The 21,420-nt window shown below is 31.3% G+C and carries 14 protein-coding genes and 1 pseudogene; 11 read left to right on the top strand and 4 right to left on the bottom strand.

What is annotated here, in order from left to right:
* Window positions 1-41 precede the first annotated feature (41 nt).
* From AQ1685_RS10405 to AQ1685_RS10390, 4 genes are read right to left on the bottom strand one after another with little or no spacing between them, the layout of a single operon-like run.
* Window positions 42-1,721: a SusE domain-containing protein gene (locus tag AQ1685_RS10405; protein WP_095071919.1), complete on the bottom strand. Its 1,680-nt coding sequence runs from the start codon at window positions 1,719-1,721 to the stop codon at window positions 42-44.
* 8 nt (window positions 1,722-1,729) lie between these two features.
* Complete coding sequence (locus AQ1685_RS10400; protein WP_095071917.1) at window positions 1,730-2,824, bottom strand: SusE domain-containing protein; 1,095 nt, start codon at window positions 2,822-2,824, stop codon at window positions 1,730-1,732.
* A 17-nt stretch (window positions 2,825-2,841) separates the two neighbouring features.
* A complete protein-coding gene (locus AQ1685_RS10395; RefSeq protein ID WP_095071915.1) occupies window positions 2,842-4,446 on the bottom strand; it encodes a RagB/SusD family nutrient uptake outer membrane protein in 1,605 nt (534 codons plus the stop codon).
* Window positions 4,447-4,455: 9 nt separating this feature from the next.
* The gene (locus AQ1685_RS10390; protein ID WP_231970175.1) at window positions 4,456-7,368 is read right to left on the bottom strand and encodes a SusC/RagA family TonB-linked outer membrane protein; all 2,913 of its coding nucleotides are present in this window, start codon (window positions 7,366-7,368) and stop codon (window positions 4,456-4,458) included.
* Between the two features lie 287 nt (window positions 7,369-7,655).
* Here AQ1685_RS10390 and AQ1685_RS10385 point away from each other — a divergent pair, with 287 nt between their 5' ends.
* From AQ1685_RS10385 to AQ1685_RS10340, 11 genes and pseudogenes are all read left to right on the top strand, one after another.
* A complete protein-coding gene (locus AQ1685_RS10385) occupies window positions 7,656-8,672 on the top strand; it encodes a LacI family DNA-binding transcriptional regulator (protein ID WP_095071910.1) in 1,017 nt (338 codons plus the stop codon).
* A 133-nt stretch (window positions 8,673-8,805) separates the two neighbouring features.
* Window positions 8,806-10,152: an MFS transporter gene (locus tag AQ1685_RS10380; protein ID WP_095071908.1), complete on the top strand. Its 1,347-nt coding sequence runs from the start codon at window positions 8,806-8,808 to the stop codon at window positions 10,150-10,152.
* Between the two features lie 2 nt (window positions 10,153-10,154).
* The gene (gene pgmB, locus AQ1685_RS10375) at window positions 10,155-10,814 is read left to right on the top strand and encodes a beta-phosphoglucomutase (RefSeq protein WP_095071906.1); all 660 of its coding nucleotides are present in this window, start codon (window positions 10,155-10,157) and stop codon (window positions 10,812-10,814) included.
* Between the two features lie 28 nt (window positions 10,815-10,842).
* Window positions 10,843-13,152, top strand: coding sequence for a glycoside hydrolase family 65 protein (locus tag AQ1685_RS10370; RefSeq protein ID WP_095071904.1), 2,310 nt, complete (start codon window positions 10,843-10,845; stop codon window positions 13,150-13,152).
* A 27-nt stretch (window positions 13,153-13,179) separates the two neighbouring features.
* Window positions 13,180-14,133 (top strand): alpha/beta hydrolase, encoded by a 954-nt coding sequence (locus AQ1685_RS10365; protein ID WP_095071902.1) that lies wholly within the window; start codon window positions 13,180-13,182, stop codon window positions 14,131-14,133.
* The gene (locus AQ1685_RS10360) at window positions 14,133-16,511 is read left to right on the top strand and encodes a glycoside hydrolase family 31 protein (protein WP_095071900.1); all 2,379 of its coding nucleotides are present in this window, start codon (window positions 14,133-14,135) and stop codon (window positions 16,509-16,511) included. Before AQ1685_RS10365 ends, AQ1685_RS10360 begins: the two co-directional genes overlap by 1 nt.
* A gap of 2 nt (window positions 16,512-16,513) precedes the next feature.
* Entirely contained in the window at window positions 16,514-18,184 is a 1,671-nt protein-coding gene (locus tag AQ1685_RS10355) for an alpha-amylase family glycosyl hydrolase (protein WP_095071898.1), read from the top strand.
* Between the two features lie 11 nt (window positions 18,185-18,195).
* Window positions 18,196-18,447, top strand: a pseudogene (locus AQ1685_RS20640) (DUF1905 domain-containing protein); the annotation flags it as partial.
* Window positions 18,448-18,477: 30 nt separating this feature from the next.
* A complete protein-coding gene (locus AQ1685_RS20505) occupies window positions 18,478-18,675 on the top strand; it encodes a YdeI/OmpD-associated family protein (RefSeq protein WP_231970174.1) in 198 nt (65 codons plus the stop codon).
* A gap of 13 nt (window positions 18,676-18,688) precedes the next feature.
* Window positions 18,689-20,125, top strand: a complete 1,437-nt coding sequence (locus AQ1685_RS10345) for an alpha-amylase family glycosyl hydrolase (RefSeq protein WP_095071895.1) — start codon at window positions 18,689-18,691, stop codon at window positions 20,123-20,125.
* A 177-nt stretch (window positions 20,126-20,302) separates the two neighbouring features.
* Window positions 20,303-21,412, top strand: a complete 1,110-nt coding sequence (locus tag AQ1685_RS10340) for a type 1 glutamine amidotransferase domain-containing protein (RefSeq protein WP_095071894.1) — start codon at window positions 20,303-20,305, stop codon at window positions 21,410-21,412.
* Window positions 21,413-21,420: the final 8 nt, after the last annotated feature.

Genomic DNA, 21,420 nt, shown 5'->3' with positions numbered 1-21,420 from the left:
AAGTTTAAGGATGGCTTTTGTGTTACATATGTCTTAAATTATTAAGGTTGAATCGTATATGTTGGATTAGCGGCATCAGAAAAATCTAATATGATAGTATAAGTTCCTGCAGTTGCAGTTAAATTATCACCACCTAATTCTAATGTACCATCACCACCAGTATCACCATAATTTACAGCCCAATCGTTATTTGCTCTAAATTTAAATTCACCATCCAATAATTCTACATCTCTTAAAATCCAAACATCACCAAATGGTCTAGACCAATCTCTTGTGAACTGTGCATCTGGAGTTGCTCCCCAATCGTTAAATGCAGAACCTACAAGTCCCCATACATTTGTGATTGGTTCTAAAGTATAATTGTTATTATTTAAATCTACAGTAACAATGTAAATACCAGCAGTAACGGCAATATTATCACCATTTAATTCAATAGAACCATCAGCACCAGTATCACCATAATTCACTGCCCAGTCATTATTCATTCTTAACTTCATTTCTCCATCTAGTAGAGTAACAATACCTCTAAAAACATCTGAATATTGATCATATTCTAACATGAAGTCTGGAGTTGCTCCCCAATCATTGTAAGCAGAACCTACAATTCCTAAAGAGAAATTTTCAAGTGTATAGGTGTTATCATTAAAATTTAATGTTACTTTATATGAACCAGCAGTAACAGCAATATTATCACCGTTTAATTCGATAGAACCATCAGCACCAGTATCACCATAATTTACAGCCCAATCGTTATTCTCTCTGAATTTGATTTCACCATCAATTAAAGTAACATAAGCAGCTAATACTCCATCTACATCAGTCTTAAAGAAAGGTAAATCTGGAGTTGCTCCCCAGTCATTAGCAGCTGAACCAACAATTCCCCAAGTAGTAGATAAATCTAATACAGTTAAATAAGTACCTACAGTTACTGTTATTGGTGTGCCAATTCTTTCTAATGTATCACTAGTACCATTAGTAATTACAGAACGTAAACGAATTTCAATATCTCCAGTTGTATCAGGAGCAATTCCTAAAGCTTGTGCAACTGTATTTAATTTAGCATGTGTGATATTGATATTCGCATTATCTGTACTAGTACCTAATTCTTCAATTGTAGCAAAATTAGTTCCTACAGCTGCAGCTTCTAAGAAGTATTGAACAGTAACTCCTATGTTAGCATTTAAAACAGGATCGTTAATTACCAATTCAAGTGCATTTTGATCATTCATATCTAATGATAATGTAAAAGAATCACCATCAGATAAACCGCTATCAAAAGTAGGAGCATTTATAGGGTAGGTAGTAACTAAAAATAAGATTTGATTACTAGTTTGATCTCCTGCTTTTACTCGCATAAATACAGGAATATTATCAAAATTTGTGATTCCAGCATTATTAATAGCCTCATTAAAAGAAGTAACAGTCATAGAAAATGAATTATCTGACGTACTTCCCAATGCTATTGGAGTAGTAAAAGTATCATCTGTCGCCATTTCAACTTCATATGATGAAGAAGAAGTAACTTGATCTTTCCAAGTGATTGTAAATGCTGGATTATCAGGTAATGAAAAATTTAAAAATACATTAGATATTCCTGGCATTTCCAACTCAAAAGTAGGATCAGGTGAAGTAACGGTAATATTCTCTTCTGTTTCACAAGCAGTAAAGAAAAGCATTACGGCTATTACTGTGAAAGATAGTTTATTTAATATTGTTTTCATTGTAATAGTTATAAGTTTAATGGAATAAGTATATATTCTCCAGTTAAATCGTTAAACCAGATATCATAATTATCTTCTACAATTACAGGAATATTAGCTCCACCGTTAGTTGCTATTCCTGAAAAAGCAGTATCACTTCCCCAAGTGTCAGTTCCATTTGCCAAGAATTGTACTTCTCCAGGCTTCAAACGAACTGTTGAAGCTCTCCAAATATGTCCATCAAAAGCTAATGGAGTTAATGTTATAGGCGCATTTACACCAGTTCCTTGTAAAACTAAAGTACTAGGACTCGTTGCTCCTGAAGCGTCAAAAGGTTCAAATGTGAAATCTTGTGTTGCAAAATTAATAGTGAACGTGTAAAAACCAGGAGTTATATTTGCAGCACCTGCTGTTGGAAATCTCTCAGGATCATCGCCACCTCCAGGATTTACTTCGATAGTTGTTCCGTCGTTAGTTCCCCATTGTGGTTGCCAAGCTCCTTTTGTTTCAAGTACTTTAAATTGACCATCACTGAAGAAACCAGTATACTTGAATAAATTTTCATCACTAGCATCTCTGAATAATGCAGGGTTTTCATTGTCATTTTCCCAACCCGGAGCTGTACCATCACCTACTAGGAAATAGTCATCGAAAATATAATTGTAGAAAGGGAAAACGCGTAATGAAACAGCATTTGAATTAGCTTGACTAGTACGTTGTTTCCCTAAAGAAGATACAATCCTAACATGGATGTCAGCCCATTCAAAAGGGTTTAATCCTGCGTTACCAACCGCTGTATTTAATTCTCCCATAGAAAAAGTAACAGCATTTTCACCTGTAACAGAAGCTCCTATTATAGGGTTAGTAAAAGCTTGATCCGTAGAAAATTCTACATCATAAACAACTGCTGTTTGTTGTCCATAATCAGCGCTAGACCAATTAAAAGTAACCGCTGGGTTGTTCACGTTAACTTGATCTATTTCTATTTCGCTAATTCCTATGGCACCTAAATCCGGTGCTGTTCCGTCAGAAACTGTAAAAGTTTCTGAATTATCTTCACAACCAATACCAATAAAAATTAATAAGACTAATGAAGATAGTTTATATATAAATTTATTTTTCATTTTGATTTAGTAATTGTTTAGTAACCTGGATTTTGTGTTAAATTAGGGTTTGGTGCTAAAGCACTTGCAGGAATAGGGTACAAGTCGAAATGATTTGGTAGTGCAATACCATTTGTAGCATTTCCTTTCCAAGCCCAATTGTAATTACCTCCTGTAAAGCGGTTAAAACGGATTAAATCTTGTCTTCTGTGTGCTTCCCAGTGTAGTTCTCTAGCTCTTTCATCAATAACAAAATCTAATGTAAGATCTGTAGCTGTAATTGCTTGTGGATTATTAGCTCTTGTTCTTAGATCATTCACTAATTTGATAGCTTCACCTATTGAACCACCAGAACCACCTCTTAATACAGCTTCTGCATACATTAAATTTACATCTGCTAGTCTAAATAAAGGAAAATCTGTATCAACAAAAGTTTGGTTACCACCAGCAACTCCAGCTGAAGTAATATTAGAATACTTAGCTAAAATAAAACCAGAATCTCTATCAGCTATATCAGTAATAGTAACAGTTCTACCTGCTTTTGTTAATGTATTTCTAGTATCGGTTATAAATGCGCCTCCGTTAAATAGATTTGCAAATTGAGCTCTTACACGTAATGCACCACCCCAACCTTCAGTAGTAACACCAAGAGCATCTCCGTTTTTCTCAATACTTCCAACCGCACCATTAGTCATAACTGTAGTTGGTCCAAAATTTTGAGTTAGCGATCCATCAGAAATAAAAGCAAAAATGATTTCATTTCTTGCAGCTCCTTGGTCGTTATCTGCTTTAAATAAATCTAAATAATTCGGAGCTAAAGTATATCCAGCAGTTAAAATTTTATTACAATATTCGATACATTCTGTGTAACGGTCACTACCAATATACACTTCAGCATTCAAATAAATTTTTGCTAAAATCATCCAAGCAACAGCTTTGTCAGCTCTACCATATTCGTTCTGTCTTGGATCTATTAAATCAGCTTCAATAGCCTTTAATTCACTTTCGATAAAAGTAAATAATTCACTTCTTGAAGCTTCTTCTGGAGGAGTATTTACTATTGAATTTTCATCAGAAAAAGAAACTTTTCCAAATAAATCCATTAAGTGATAGTAAGCTAAAGCTCTTACTAATCTTGCTTCAGCTCTAAAGTTTACAATTTCTTGACGCGTAGCATCTGAAACATTTCTAGAATCTAACTTTTCAGGAGTAGTTTCATTTAAAAAATTATTTACAAAATTTACAGAAGCACGAGCTCTTTCGTACATCCCTAAAATAATAGGATTTTGAGCATTCCAAGTATTACGTTGAATTTCTGCAACTCCCTGATCATTTTCGTAAGACCATATCATTTGATCTGCAGCAAGCGTTTGTAAATACAATAATGTACGACCATATTGGCTTGTTCCTGCATCTAAACCATCTAAATTAGAAGATTCAGCTCCATCTGTACCTGTTAACGAAAAATTAGCATATATACCAGCTAAAACCTCTTTATAGGCATCTTCATCTTTAAATAACTCTTCACTTAAAGTTGTTTGATCATCATTAGGTATGATATTTAAATCTTCTGTACATGACCACATGAATATTGTAATCGATGCAAAAAATAATACCTTTTTAATATTGTTTTTGATGTTCATTTTTTTGTTTTAGAATTTAATATTTGCTCCAAATAAAATATTTCTTGATCGAGGATAAATAATATTATCGATCCCATCAAATATTTCAGGATCTAAACCTGAATAATTTGTCCATGTAAATACATTTTGTATTCCTGTCCATATTCTAATACTATTTTTTGAAAACTTTTTAATTGGTCTGTTGAAAGTATAACCTAAAGTAATATTATCCATTCTTAAAAATGATGCGTTTTCAATAAATATATCTGAACGTAAAACATCTGCTGTATTTACAAAGCCTGTACTTAATACTGAAGTTGGTATGTTACCTAGTACGGCATTATCTCTTAATAAGTTTAATTGTGCTCTAGACGAATTTACGTTATTATAAGCGTAATTACCAATACTAGCTCTCAAATTGAATGAAAGATCAAAGTTTTTGTAATTAAAGTTACTTTGGAATCCTAAAATTACGTCTGGATCTGGATTCTCTTTTAAATATTGATCTTCACTATTAATAGTTCCGTCACCATTTAAATCTAAATAAGCACCTTCAATAGGATTACCATTACTATCTGTTAATTGTTTTAAAACATAAAAAGCTCTTGGAGCTTCACCAACTCTATTTAATTGTATGAATGATCCTGTTCCACCACTTATGCCTCCTAATTCGAATTCTGTACCTGCATTTAAATCTTTAATTTCTCGATCAAATAAAGTACCATTGAAGTTAAAGTTTAAACTGAAATCATCAGTATCTACAACGTTTGAGTTTATAGAAAATTCTAAACCTCTTATTTGTAATTCTCCAACATTTTGAATAATTCTATTGGTAAAGTTTAGTGGAGTAGGAGCGTCAACAAGTAAATCTGTTGAGTTCTTTTGGAATGCACTAATAGATCCAGTTACACGATCATTAAATAAACCATAATCTATACCGAATTCTATTGTAGCTGTTTCTTCCCATTTTAAGTCTTCGTTAATTTCAGAAGGGATGTTAGTAGCTATTGGCACACCACCAAATATATATTGTGAATTTTCATTACCAGATCTATATCGGTTTAAGAAAATATCTTTTTCTGAAATTTCTTGTTGTCCAGTTAAACCATAACTAGCTCTTAATTTTAAACTTGAAACAAATTTAGAATCTTTTAAGAAATCTTCTTCGCTTATCTTCCATGCTAAAGCAGCTCCAGGGAAGTTACCCCATCTATTTTTTGCAGCGAAACGAGAAGTTCCGTCACGTCTATAATTTAAAGTTACTAAATACTTATCTAAGAAGCTAAAGTTAGCTCTACCGAAGAAACCAATTAAAACTACATCTGGATCCGCAAACGTTTGAGGTTTAGAATCAACATCTCTACGATTTCCTGTATTACTTCCGTCAAACTCAAATCTTTGATATGAATAACCAGCAGTAAAATCACCTGTAATATTCTCATTAAAATCTTTCTTATAGTTTAAATATCCATCTAATAAACTATTTATTCTTAATTCTTCAGATTCAAAATCGTTTCCTATTATCACTGCATTAGAAGCTCTAGGTACACTAAGTGAAGTAAAATCTTTTCTACTAGCTTGTGTTCTGTCATACCCTAAATTAACTACAGCTCTTAACTCTGGTAAAAAATGAAATTTATAATCAAATTGTAAATTACCAAATTGTCTAAACGATCTACCTGTATTGTTTCTTTGTAATAAAGAAGCTACAGGGTTTGTAGTACCATTAGCTACACCAGTTCCTGCTAAGTGTTGGTAAAATCCACCAAAAGGAGAATTACTATCAAAAACAGGTTGAGTAGGATCATAACGTAAAGCAGCACCAATCTGACCTGAATCTGCAAAACGATTGTTTTCAAATGCTCTACTATAATTTAAGTTTATTTTTAAGTGGTCATCTAATAATGATGGACTTAAAGCTATAGATACATTTCTTCTAATAAATTCTGAAGTTAATAACGCTCCTTCTTGATCATTAAAACCTACAGACATTCTAATAGGAATAACATTAAAAATTGTACCTCTAGCTGATAAATTATGGATAGTAGATATCGTGTTTCTAAAAATTTCATTTTGCCAATCAGTATTAGCAGTACCTAGTAAACTTGTATCTAATGTAGTTCCTGAAATAGGTTGAGAATTTACTAAATTTCTAAACTCATCAGCAGAGAACACATTAATACGATCGTTTATTCTTCCTGTTGTTACTTGTGTGTCAAAATCTAATGACCAATTAGCTTTACCTTTTTTAGTTGTAATGATGATAACACCATTAGAAGCTCGTGATCCATAGATAGCAGTTGCAGATGCATCTTTTAAAACTGAAAATGATGCAATGTCGTTAGGGTTGATGTTGGCTAATATTCCTCTAGAACCATCAACACCACTATTACTTATTGGTAATCCATCAATAATAATTAAAGGATCGTTAGATGCGTTAAGAGATGAACCACCACGAATTCTTATCTGAGATCCAGAACCTGGTGCACCACTTGTATTAATACTAACCCCAGAAACCCTACCGTTAAGTAAGTTTTCAGGTGTAACAATATTACCTTTAGTAAATTGTTTTTCAGTAATGGCTTCAACAGAACCTGTTGCGTCTTTTACAGTAGTAGTACCATAACCGACAACAACAACTTCGTCAAGAACTTGCCCACCTTCTTCTAATTGTACATTAATAGATGTTTGATTACCTACTTTAATTTCGGTAGTTTTCATACCAATAAATGAGAACACTAAAATATCAGAAGCTTTTACTCCTTTAATTTCATAGTTACCATTAAAATCTGTTTCAGTACCTCTTACTTCTCCTTTTATTAGGACAGATACACCTGGTAAAGGTTCTCCAGTACCTTGTTCAGTTACTGTACCTTTTACTGTTTGTTGTGCATAACCTAATAAAGAAAAACATAACAGAAATAAACTGAAAATTAGTTTCATTTTTTTCATGTAAAAAATCTTAAGTAAATACGTAAATTTGAATTAGTTTGTTATCAACAATCGTTGTTCCGCGTTGTGAATATAGGTATTAAAACAACGCTCTGTTAATGATTATTCCTACGAAACCGTTTTCGTGTTGATAACTTTTTAACTTTAACTTAACACATTAATAATATAACTCAAATTTTTTATCAGTTTTGTAAAAAATTACAAATAAAATTGTAATTAAAATAACTAAAAATCATTTTAACAATAAACCCCTATAGATATCATTATATTTTTAAAATATGAAGCCAAAAATTACCATTAAAATAATAGCAAAAGAATTAGGCGTATCAACTTCTACTGTTTCAAAAGCACTTAGAGATAGTCATGAGATTAGTCAAGAAACTAAAGATAGAATTAAAGCTTATGCAAATTATTATAATTATAGACCTAACAATCTAGCATTACAATTGCGTAACCAAAAGACAAAAGTTATTGGTATTGTATTACCGAAAATTGTACATCATTTTTTCTCTACAGTCATCAGCGGAATTGAAAGAGTGGCAAATGAAAGAGGCTATAATATTATGGTGTGTTTCTCTAATGAAAATCAAGAAAAAGAAATTGAAACGATTAACGTGTTAACCAATGGTAGTGTAGATGGTCTAATAGTTTCTATAGCCAAAGAAACTTTGAGAAATAAAGCTTTAGATCATTTTTACCGTTTGATAGAAAATGAAATGCCAATTGTTTTATTTGATAGAGTTCATGATTCCATAGAATGTGATAAAGTTATTGTAGACGATATTGGAGCAGGGTATAAGGCAACAAAATATTTAACTGATATTGGTTGTAAAAGAATTGGAATAGTTACAACGCCTGAACATGTTACAGTTGGACTTGATCGTTATCAAGGTTATGAAAGAGCATTAAAAGAACAAGGGATAAAAGTGAGTAAAGAATTAATCGTAAATGTTGACGAAGAGCAAGATATTTATGAACAAATAAAAGTACTTTTCAATGAAGATTTAGATGCTGTTTTCGCTGTAAATGAAATATATGCAGCGACAGCAATAAAAATAGCAAAAGAAAAGAATTTAGATATCCCAAATGATTTATCTGTTATTGGATTCACAGATGGTTTAATCTCAAAATATTCATCACCTTCAATTACAACTGTTGTTCAACATGGATATACCATGGGAGAACAAGCGGCAGAATTATTAATAGACAGAATCGAAAATAAAGATAACGACAGATTTCCTCAAACAAAGGTGATCTCTAGTAATTTAAAACTAAGAGAATCGAGCAAATCTTGATTAATTTCTTTTCTGTGTAAATAAAATTTATATATTTACCGCATATTTAGATTTATCAGCAATCTTACTTCCGCAAAAAAGAATGATAAGTCTAGCGCTTATCGTAGTATATAACTAACAATACTTTACGATAATGAAGAAGCGTAAATTAAGTTTCTTAGAAATCTGGAACATGAGTTTCGGCTTTCTTGGAATTCAAATGGGTTTTGCCCTTCAAAATGCTAACGCAAGTAGAATTTTACAGATTTTTGGGGCTGATGTCCATGAACTTTCATGGTTTTGGTTAATAGCACCTTTTATGGGGTTACTAGTTCAACCAATAATTGGACACTACAGTGATAATACTTGGACAAGATTTGGCCGAAGAAAGCCTTTCTTTTTATTAGGAGCAGTTTTAGCGTCTGTAGGAATGATTCTTATTCCTCAAGCTAATTTCATGATTGCTATACTTCCAGCACTTTGGGTTGGAGCAGGTATGCTTATGATTATGGATGCATCTTTTAATATAGCAATGGAACCATTTAGAGCTTTAGTTGCCGATAATCTTTCTGATGAACAAGCTACACAAGGATTTAGTATTCAGACTGCACTTATTGGTATTGGAGCTGTAGTTGGATCATGGCTGCCTTGGGTTTTAACCGAATGGTTTGGTGTACCAAAAACTGCTGAAGAAGGTGCTGTACCAGGTAATTTATTATGGTCTTTTATTATTGGAGCTGTGGTTTTAATAGGTTCTATTTTAGTTACTTTATTTACAACAAAAGAATATTCTCCAGAAGAATTAGCTCAATTTGAAAATAATGAATCTGATACTGTTGATGATACTCACAAAGCTAAACTAACAGATATTTTCGAAGACTTTAAAAAAATGCCAGAAACCATGCGCCAATTAAGTTGGGTTCAGTTCTTTTCTTGGTTTGGTTTATTTGGAATGTGGGTTTTTTCTGTTCCTGCTGTAGCGCAGCACATATACGGGTTACCTTATGACGATTCAAGTAGTGAAACTTATCAAGAAGCAGGAAATTGGATTGGAATTTTATTCGGAATTTACAATGGAGTTTCTGCAATTTTTGCCTTTTTATTACCAACAATTGCCAAAAAAATAAGTAGAAAGAAAACTCATGCTTATTCTCTTTTTATTGGAGGTATTGGACTCATATTAATTTATTTTATGCCAAGTCCTAACTCTTTAATATTACCTATGGTCTTAATAGGTATAGCTTGGGCTAGTATTCTATCTATGCCTTATGCAATGCTGTCTGGTTCTATTTCACCAAAGAAAATGGGAGTTTACATGGGAATTTTTAATTTCTTCATCGTAATTCCTCAAATTATTAATGGAATAATAGGAGGTCCATTAGTAAAATATGCTTACGGAAACCAAGCTGTATTTGCTTTAGTTGTAAGCGGTATAGCATTCATTATAGCAGGATTTCTATCATTTAAAATTAACGATAAAACAGATGTTTCTCATCTATAATTATGAATAAAAAAGGATTCATATTTGATTTAGATGGTGTTATTGTAGACACCGCTAAATATCATTTTTTAGCTTGGAAAAAATTAGCTAACGATTTAGGTATCGATTTTACAGAAGATCAAAACGAGCAATTAAAAGGAGTAAGTAGAGTAAAATCACTTGAAAAGATTTTAAATTGGGGAGGAGTTTCTATATCTGAAGAAGAATTTCTTCAATTAATGGACAAAAAAAACACTGATTATTTGTCTTATATAGAAACAATGACTGAAGATGAAATTTTAGTCGATGTTCCAAAAGTTCTAAATCTTTTAAAAGTAGAAAATCAAGGATTGGCTTTAGGTTCTGCAAGTAAAAATGCAAGAACGATCTTGAAAAAAGTTGAATTATTCGACAAATTTGACTCTATAGTAGATGGAACTAATGTTACCAAAGCAAAACCAGACCCCGAAGTTTTTATTATAGCCGCAGAAAATTTAGAGATAGCTCCAGAAAAATGTATCGTTTTTGAAGACTCTATTGCTGGAATTCAAGCTGCAAATGCTGCAAATATGATATCTATAGGTATCGGTCAAAAAGACGTATTGTCTGAGGCAGATTATGTATTCAAAGATTTTTCTGAAATATCAGAAGAATTTATAACTCAACTTATAAACAAACACTAACCCCCCGTACAATAATTAAAAACTAGAAATGAATCAAGATTATATCATACCGAACGAATGGTCTATTATTGAAGAAGGATTTAATGAAGATAGAGTAAAATCTTCTGAAAGTTTATTCAGTATCGGTAATGGAGCCATGGGGCAACGCGCTAATTTTGAAGAAAAATACACAGGAGAAACTTTTCAAGGTAGTTATATCGCTGGAGTTTATTACCCTGATAAAACTAGAGTAGGATGGTGGAAAAATGGATATCCAGAGTATTTTGCTAAAGTTTTAAATGCACCAAATTGGATTGGAATTAATGTATGTATCAATGGAGAAGAACTTGATTTAAATACATGTAAGAAAATATCTAATTTTAGAAGAGAATTAAATATGAAAGAAGGTTGGTTATCACGTAGTTTCGATGCTACATTAGCCAACGGACTAGAAATAAAGGTAGAAACAAAACGTTTCTTGAGTATCGACTTAGATGAAGTAGGAGCAATTTCATATAATGTAACACCTATTTCTGCTGATGCTACAGTTATTTTTGAGCCTTATTTAGATAGTGGTATTCAAAATGAAGACAGTAATTGGGATGATCAATTTTGGAATACAATTAATGTTTCAACAGAAAATGATCAAGCATTTATAGAAGCACATACAATGAAAACTAATTTTCATACTTGTACTTTTATGCAATCTGAAGTTTTTGTAAATGCTAAAAAGCAAGAACAAAATCCTGAAGTTGAAAAATCAGCAACTAAAGTTTCTTTCAAATATATAACTCAAGTAAAAACGAATGAAACTGCCAGTATTCATAAGTTTGGAGGTTATGTAGTGGATAGAAATCACGATAAAAATCAATTGATTACAGCTGCTAAAAACACCTTAAAATTAGCAACAGATTTAGGATTTTCAACATTATTATCTCAACAAAAAGAAGCTTGGGCTAATATTTGGGAAATGGCAGATATTACTATCGAAGGTGATGTAAAAGCTCAGCAAGGTATTCGATTTAATATCATGCAATTAAATCACACATATTTAGGTAAAGATGCTCGATTAAATATTGGTCCGAAAGGATTTACAGGTGAAAAATATGGAGGTAGTACATATTGGGATACTGAAGCATATTGTTTACCATTTTATATGGCTACCAAAAATCAAGAAGTTGCCAAGAGTTTACTAACGTATCGATACCATCAGTTAGATAAAGCTATTGAAAACGCTGAGAAAAACTTAGGTTTTAAAAACGGAGCAGCTTTATATCCAATGGTAACTATGAATGGTGAAGAATGCCATAATGAATGGGAAATTACTTTCGAAGAAATTCATAGAAATGGAGCAATATCTTTTGCTATTTTCAATTACCATAGGTATACAAATGACTATAGTTATATTCCAGAAATGGGATTAGAAGTTCTTATTGGTATTGCACGTTTTTGGCACCAAAGAGTTAACTTTTCAGAGGATAAACAAAAATATGTAATGTTAGGTGTAACTGGTCCTAACGAGTATGAGAACAATATCAACAATAATTGGTACACAAACTACATTGCAAAATGGTGTATCGATTATGCTTTGGAAAATATAGAGATTGTTAAATCTGATTTTTCTACTGATTATGATAGAATTGTAACTAAAACAAACATTACAGCTGAAGAGTTAGCGGATTGGAAGAAAGTTGCAGACAATATGTATTTCCCATATTCTGAAAAGCATCAAGTTTACTTACAACAAGACGGATTTTTAGATAAAGAGTTAATTACCGTTGCAGATTTAGATCAATCACAACGCCCAATTAATCAAAAGTGGAGTTGGGATCGTATTTTACGTTCACCTTACATTAAGCAAGCAGATACGTTACAAGGATTTTATTTCTTTGAAGATCATTTTACAACAGAAGAATTAGAAAGACATTTCGATTTTTATGAACCTTTTACAGTTCATGAAAGTTCTCTTTCTCCTTGTGTTCATAGTATTCAAGCTGCTAAACTAGGAAGAATGGATCAAGCCTATACGTTCTATTTAAGAACTTCTCGTTTAGATTTGGATGATTATAACAAAGAAGTAGAAGAAGGCCTACATATTACCTCTATGGCTGGAACATGGATGAGTATTGTTGAAGGTTTTGGAGGTATGCGTATTAAAGACGGATTATTACATTTTACTCCTCAAATTCCTAAAGAATGGGATGCGTATTCTTTTAAAATAAACTTTAGAAATCAAATACTGAAAGTAAATGTTTCTAAGAAAGGAACAGAATTCGAATTAGAAGGAACTAAAGAACTAGAACTTCTAGTAAATAACAATAAAATTTTGGTAAAACCTAACAGTTTAGTAACTGTATAATATTAATTAAGTTCGTTAAATTTAAGCATGAAAAATGTTCTACACTTTATAGTTTTGTTTATAGTATTGAGTTGTAATACTCAGGTTAAAAGTAATACCCAAAAGAAAGATAATTTTGTAATTAACAAACAAACTGGTGTTACTTTATTTGAAGGGACTTTAGAACGTTTAGAACATTTTTCTTCTAAATTTATTAAGGAGAGACCTGTAGATGTATGGTTACCTAAAAATTATACTAAAGAAAAAAAGTATAATGTATTGTACATGCACGATGGTCAAATGCTTTTTGATAGTACCAAAACATGGAACAAACAAGAATGGAAGATTGATGAACTATCTTCAAAATTAATTAAGGAGAAAAAAGTTAAAGATTTTATTATTGTAGGAATTCATAACATTGCTAACATCAGATGGCAAGATTTATTTCCACAAAAAGCTTACGATTATATTGATGAAGAAGCAAAAAAAGCATTAAAAAGTATTTCTGGGTCAAGAAATTTCACTTTGAATGGAGATAATTATCTGAAATTCATTGTGAAAGAATTAAAACCTTTTATAGACAGTAAGTACGCTGTTCATACGGATAAAGATCACACATTTATAATGGGATCTAGTATGGGAGGATTAATGTCTATGTATGCCATTAGTGAATATCCAAAAATATTTAGTGGAGCAGCTTGTTTATCAACACACTGGGTAGGAGCTATGCCTATGGATGACAATCCTTTTCCTGAAGCAATATTGAAATATATGGCTGATAATTTACCAAATTCAGGAGAACACAAAATTTACTTTGATTACGGAAATAAAACTTTAGATCAACATTACCCTCAATACGCACCTAAAGTAGACGAAATTTTAAAACAAAAAGGATATTCTGAAAGTGATTCTAAAAATTTATTATTTGAAGGAACTAATCATTCAGAAATATCTTGGAGTAAGAGACTAGATATTCCTCTTTTATTTTTATTAAAGAAATAATGAAAAAACTTTTCTTCATTTTATTTTGTGTACAAACATTTGTATACACGCAAAACAGTAGCAGAATTTTTAAAGAAGCTTCTGTACAAAACGGCGATATTTTAACCGTTAAAGTTAATGATGGAACTTATAAAATTAGATTTTATTCTAGTCAAATAATAGAAACTAGTTTTATTCCAAAAGAAGAGACTTTTTCTTCAACATCTCATGCTGTAATCAAACAACCTGATAATGTAGATATTTATTTAAATGATTCTGGTGAAAAAGTTATTTTTAAAACCAAAACAACTACTGTAGAAATTATTAAATCTCCTTTTCAGATAAAATATTACCACAACGGAAACTTAATAACTTCAGAAAAAAAAGGTTTTCATAAAAAAGAAAATAACGATGCTATAGAACTGAATTTAACTTCAGAAGAAGTTTTATACGGAACAGGTGCTAGAGCATTAGGAATGAATAGAAGAGGAAATAAGTTACAATTATACAACAGGGCTCATTATGGTTACGAAACTCGATCAGAGCTAATGAATTTTACCATGCCAGTGGTAGTTTCTTCAAAGAAATACATGATTCACTTCGATAATGCTCCAATTGGATATTTAGATTTAGATAGTGAAAAGAATAATTCGTTGACCTATGAAACGATTTCTGGTAGAAAAACATATCAGATTATTGTTGGTGATACTTGGTACGAGTTATTAGATAATTATACAGATTTAACTGGGAAACAACCAATGATTCCACGTTGGAGTTTAGGGAATTTTTCTAGTAGATTTGGGTATCATTCAGAAAAAGAAACTAGAAATACAATACAAGCTTTTAAAAATGAGAAGATTCCAGTAGATGCTGTTATTTTAGATTTATATTGGTTCGGAAAAGATATAAAAGGTACTATGGGAAATTTAGAAGTCTTTAAAGATTCTTTTCCTAATATGAAGAAAATGGTCAGTGATTTCAAGAAAGAAGGTGTAAAAACTGTTTTAATTACTGAACCGTTTATTTTAACTACATCTAAAAAATGGGATGAAGCTAAATCTAAAGGAATTTTAGGTAAAGATGAAGCAGGAAATCCTTTTACCTACGATTTTTATTTTGGAAATACAGGTTTAATTGATATTTATAATCCTGAAGGCAACAAATGGTTTTGGAATATTTATAAAGGCTTAAAAGATATGGGAGTTGAAGGTTTCTGGGGAGATTTAGGAGAACCAGAAGTTCATCCATCTAAATTGCTACACGCTACAGGAACTGCAGATGAAGTTCATAATATTTACGGTCACGATTGGGCAAAATTAATTTATGATGGTTATAAAACAAACTATCCTAACGAACGTCCGTTTATTTTAATGCGAGCAGGATATTCTGGCTCGCAACGATTTGGATTAATTCCTTGGTCTGGTGATGTTAACAGAACTTGGGGTGGTTTACAAAGTCAACCAGAAATTGCTTTACAAATGGGTATGCAAGGATTATCTTATATGCATTCTGATTTAGGCGGATTTGCAGGAGCTAATTTAGATGACGAATTATATGTACGTTGGTTACAATATGGTGTGTTTCAGCCTATTTTCAGACCTCATGCACAAGAAGAAGTTCCTAGTGAACCTGTTTTTAGAGCAGATAAAGCAAAAGCACTTGCTAAAAAAGCAATTGAATTACGTTATCAATTATTACCCTATAATTATAACTTAGTTTTTGAAAACAATCAGAAAGGAAAACCGTTAATGCGTCCTTTGTTTTTTGAAGATAATACTACATCACTTTTTACAAATTCAACCTCATATTTATGGGGTAATGATTTTTTAATTAGTCCAATTTTAAAAGCTAAACAAACCGAGCAAAGAGTTTACTTTCCTAAAAATCATTATTGGTTTAATTTTTATTCTGATGAGCTTGAAGAAGGAGGAAAGTCAAAGGATGTTAAAACTACTGAAGAAAACATTCCAACCTATGTAAAAGCAGGAAGTTTTATTCCATTAACTAGTGTAGTACAAACAACTAAAGAGTATTCTTTACATGCATTTGATTTACATTATTATCATCATGCTACAGTGACAAAATCAAGTAGAGAATTGTACAATGATGATGGAGTTACTGCGAATGCTTTTGAAAAAAAGCAGTATGAAATTTTAAAGTTTTCATCAAAAACTAAACAGAAATCAATTTCAATCCAATTAAAAGCACAAATTGGAGAAAATTTCAAGAAAAGTAAAAAAGAAATCAATTTAATAGTTCATAATATTAAATCAAAACCTAAAAAGGTAAAAACAAACAACAAGAAGGTCGAATTTACTTGGGATTCTACTAAAAACCAATTAGTAATTCCTGTACAATGGGACACTTCAAAATCAAATAAAATCACTATAAAATTATAGTAATGAAGAAACTATATTTAATAATGTTTTTTGCTTTAATCATTGTTAGTTGCAAAGAGCAAAATAAAGCAGAAGAAAAACCAATAGCTGAAAAAAAAGAAACTCCTTTTGTTTGGAACGGAGCGAATTTATATTTTTTACTCACAGATCGTTTTAATAACGGTGACACTTCAAACGATATCAACTTCAATCGTTCTAAGAAAACGGCAAAACTTCGAGGGTTTAAAGGCGGAGATTTAAAAGGAATTACTCAAAAAATCTCTGAAGGTTATTTCGATAAATTAGGAATAAATGCGATTTGGATGACTCCTGTTGTAGAACAAATTCATGGAGGAACAGATGAGGGAACAGGAATTACCTATGGTTTTCATGGGTATTGGACTAAAGATTGGACTAAAATTGATCCTAATTATGGAACTGATAAGGATTTAAAAGAATTAGTAGAAACAGCACATAAACATGGTATTAGAATTTTATTAGATGCAGTAATTAATCATACTGGCCCAGTAACAGATAAAGATCCTGTTTGGCCAGATGAATGGGTTCGTACAGACCCTCAGTGTAAATATGATAATTACGAAAATACAATCACTTGTACTTTAGTAAAAAATTTACCAGATATTAAAACCGAAAGTAACGAAGAAGTTGCTTTACCACCACAACTAGTTGAAAAGTGGAAGAAAGAAGGACGTTACGAACAAGAAGTAAAAGAATTAGATGAATTTTTTACAAGAACAGGATATCCAAGAGCACCTCGTTTTTATATCATGAAATGGCTAACTGATTATATTACAGAGTACGGAATTGATGGTTACAGAGTTGATACTGTTAAGCATACAGAAGAAAATGTTTGGCAAGAATTTAGAAAAGAGTGTGATTATACATTTGCAGAATGGAAAAAGAATAATCCATCTAAAGTGTTAGATGACAATGGATTTTATTTAGTAGGAGAAGTGTATAATTACAGTATTTCAAACGGAAAACAATTCAATTTTGGAGACAAAGAAGTGAATTATTTCCATAATGCATTTAATAGTTTAATCAATTTTGAATTTAAATGGAATGCTAAACAACTATCTTTTAAAGACTTTAATGAAAAATATAATCAAGTTTTAAGCAACGATTTAAAAGGATATGGAGTGTTGAATTACATGAGTTCTCATGATGATGGAATGCCTTATGATCCTACTCGAGAAAAAACTTTTGAAACAGCAAATCGATTATTATTAGGTTTAGGTACATCTCAAGTATATTATGGAGATGAATCTGCTAGATCTTTAATTATTGATGGAACTGAAGGTGACGCTACTTTACGTTCATTTATGAATTGGGATGCTATTCAAAATGATCAAAAAACACAAGAAGTTTTAACTCACTGGCAAAAATTAGGTCAGTTTAGAAAAAATCATCCAGCTGTTGGAGCAGGAACCCATTCAATGATAACTGAGTCACCATATATTTTCTCTAGAAAGTATAGTAAAGATACATTTACAGACAAAGTTGTAATTGGAGTTGATTTAAAACAAGGTGGTAAAGTAATTGATGTAACTACAGTTTTCGAGAATGGAGACGAGTTAAAAGATGCTTATTCTGGTCAGAAAGTAACAGTTAGCGAAGGAAAAGTTAGTATTGATTCTCCTTTTTCTGTTGTACTTTTAGAGAGAACACGTTAAATTCAAATACCATTATAAAAGAATATCAGTCTACTGCCAGTATAGGTCAACTAGAAAAGAGAAAAGGAGGATATTATTTCATTAAACTTGAAGCACAAATCATTAATCAATTTGAGCAAAAGCGAAAAACACGATTCATATGTACTATAAACGATACACTTGAATTTCGTTGTGGATTAAATCATTACGGAGATGGTAACTTTTTTATCATTATATCTACCAAAAATTTTAAGACGCTAAACAAAGAGTTAGGAGATACTATAAATTTTCATATCAAAGAAGATCCAAATCCCTTGGGTGAAATACCTGAAGCATTACAAGTTTTATTAGCTCAAGATCATGATTTAAATGAAAGATTTACACGACTTACAGATGGTAAAAAGAGAAGCATTATAATTCAAATTGGTAAAATTAAAAATATAGACAAACAAATTTCTAAATCTATTCAACTTATAAATAATCCAAATTTAGGAAGAAAATACAAACACTAAATTCTAATACATTATGAAGAAAATATTAAGTATACTATCTATTAGTATATTGCTGTATTCTTGCAAACAAGAACAAACTAAAACGACTCAAACTGTAAATGATACTCCACAAAAAGAGGTGAAAGCATTATCACCTATTACGAATGAAGTTTTAGAAACTGCGGTGATTTATGAAGCTAACATTCGTCAATATTCACCAGAGGGTAGTTTCGATGCTTTTACCAAAGATATTCCTGAGTTAAAGAAGTTAGGAGTAAAAATTATCTGGTTAATGCCAGTATTTCCAATTTCTGAAACGAAACGTAAAGCTACAGGAGGAAAGGATAGTAAATTTGCTTCTGAATTTCCTGAAGCTGAAAGAAAAAAATACTTAGGAAGTTACTATGCTGTGTCTGATTTCAAAAAAATTAACCCTGAATTCGGAACTATTGAAGATTTTAGAAAGCTAGTGAAAACTGCTCATGATAACGGTATTTATGTGATCTTAGATTGGGTTCCTAATCATACAGGTTGGGATCATACTTGGTTAACAACTAATCCAGATTTTTACAAAAAAAATGACAAAGGAGAAGTTATTCACCCTGAAGGAACTGACTGGACAGATGTTGCTGATTTAAACTATGAAAATCCAGAATTACGTAAACAAATGATCGCAGATATGAGCCATTGGATTGTTAATGAAAATATTGATGGTTTTCGTTGTGATGTAGCTGGACAAGTTCCTACAGCTTTTTGGCAAGAAGCCATTCCACAATTAAGAGCGAAAAAAGACATTTTTATGTTAGCAGAAGCTTGGGAACCAGAATTATTAAAAGATGGGTTGTTTGATATGGGATACGGCTGGGATCGTCATCATGCAATGAATCATATTGCTAAAGGTGAGAAAAAAGTAGATGATTGGTACGCTACTTTTGATAAAGATACAAAGCGTTATGCTGCTGATGACATTATTATGAATTTTGTTACAAACCACGACGAAAATTCTTGGAATGGAACTATTCAAGAAAGAATGGGAGAAGGTGCTAATGCTTTTACCGTATTGAATTATGTAACACCAGGAATGCCTTTAATTTATTCGGGACAAGAATACGGTTTAAGTCATAGATTAAAGTTTTTTGAAAAAGATTCTATTCCAAAAGCTAAAGGTACAGAATGGACTTTATTAGAACAATTAGCTGACTTAAAGAAAGCGAACAAAGCGATGCATGGAGGAAAAGAAAAAGCTAATTATACTAAAATTGATCTTAAAAATGATCACGTGTTAGCTTTTTCAAGAGCAAAGGAAAGCGATGAATTAACATTTGTAGCTAATTTATCTAAAGAAAATCAGAAAATTACTTTAACTTCAGAAGGAACTCAACAAGATTATTTTACTAAAAAAGAATTTAAAGGAACAACTGAAGTTGAATTGAAACCTTGGGAATATTTAGTTTTAGAAACTAAAAAATAAGAAAACTAAAATTCAACTAACTAATTCAAAAGAGCTTATTACAAGCTCTTTTTTTTGTGATACATGCAAAATATTATTCAAAATCATAGTTTTTTACATTTTAGGTTGACAGAATTATAATTTACTCAGTATTTAAGCGAGTTTTAGACGTATTTAGCATCAATAAAAAATATAGAAATGCTGAAAAAATATCGTTTTTTAAAGTACACTTTAGTAACAATTGTAAGCTTAGTTTTAATTGTTGTTTGTTTTGGATTTTGGTTTAAAAGTCTAATACCACCAAAAGATTTAAGTCTTGAAAATACAACAACACAAGACATCTCATATCTATCAGAACATAAAGTTTCAACTAGAGGAAAAATATTAGCTGTTGTTACAAGTACGGCTGTAATGGGAACATCTAATAAAAAAACAGGTTATGAATTAACAGAATTAGCAAGATCATATTATGTTTTTCAGGCAAATGGATTCGAGGTCTTTGTGGCAAGTCCAAAAGGAGGTAAAGCTCCTGTTGTAATTGATGAAGAAGATATGGGAATTTATGATTACGCATTTTTGAACGATCAAAAAGCTCAATCAAAAGTGAAAAATACATTACGATTAAGCACTATAGATTTCACGAAATACGATGCTGTCTTTTTTGTAGGAGGGAAAGGAGCAATGTTTGATTTTCCAAATCATCCTAAGATTATAGATATGGTTCAAGATTATTATGAAAATGATAAAGTAATAGGAGCTGTATGTCACGGCCCAGCGGCTTTAATAAATGTGAGATTAAATAATGGCTCACCTTTACTAAAAGATAAAAACATTACTAGCTTTACGAATGATGAAGAATTGTTTTTAATTCCTGATGCTAAAAAAATATTTCCCTTTTTATTAGAAGAAAAAATAAGAGCGCAAGGAGCTAAATTTAATCAAAACAGAAAATATCTAGAAAAAGTTTGCCATGATAATAATATAATCACTGGACAAAATCCTTGGTCTACTTGGAAAGTAGCTGAAACAATGGTCAAACAATTAGGATATACACCCAAAGAACGAGAAATTACTGATGAAGAAAATGCTGTAGCTATTTTGTCTATTTACAAATCAAAAGGGAAGAAAATAGCAAAAGAAAAAATCAAAAAAATGATTGTTCAAGAAAATAAACCAATTTCAAGATTATTGATAGCTAAACACAGTGTTTTAGCTATGATGGAAGGAAAAGTAACTGACTTTTTTGAATTGATAAGTCTGGTTTCACACATTAAAAATCAAGAAAAACGATCAAATAAAAACAATTAAATTTGAGA

The sequence above is a fragment of the Tenacibaculum jejuense genome, assembly GCF_900198195.1.
Lineage (GTDB): Bacteria > Bacteroidota > Bacteroidia > Flavobacteriales > Flavobacteriaceae > Polaribacter > Polaribacter jejuensis.
This window is presented reverse-complemented; position numbering and strand designations above follow the sequence as displayed.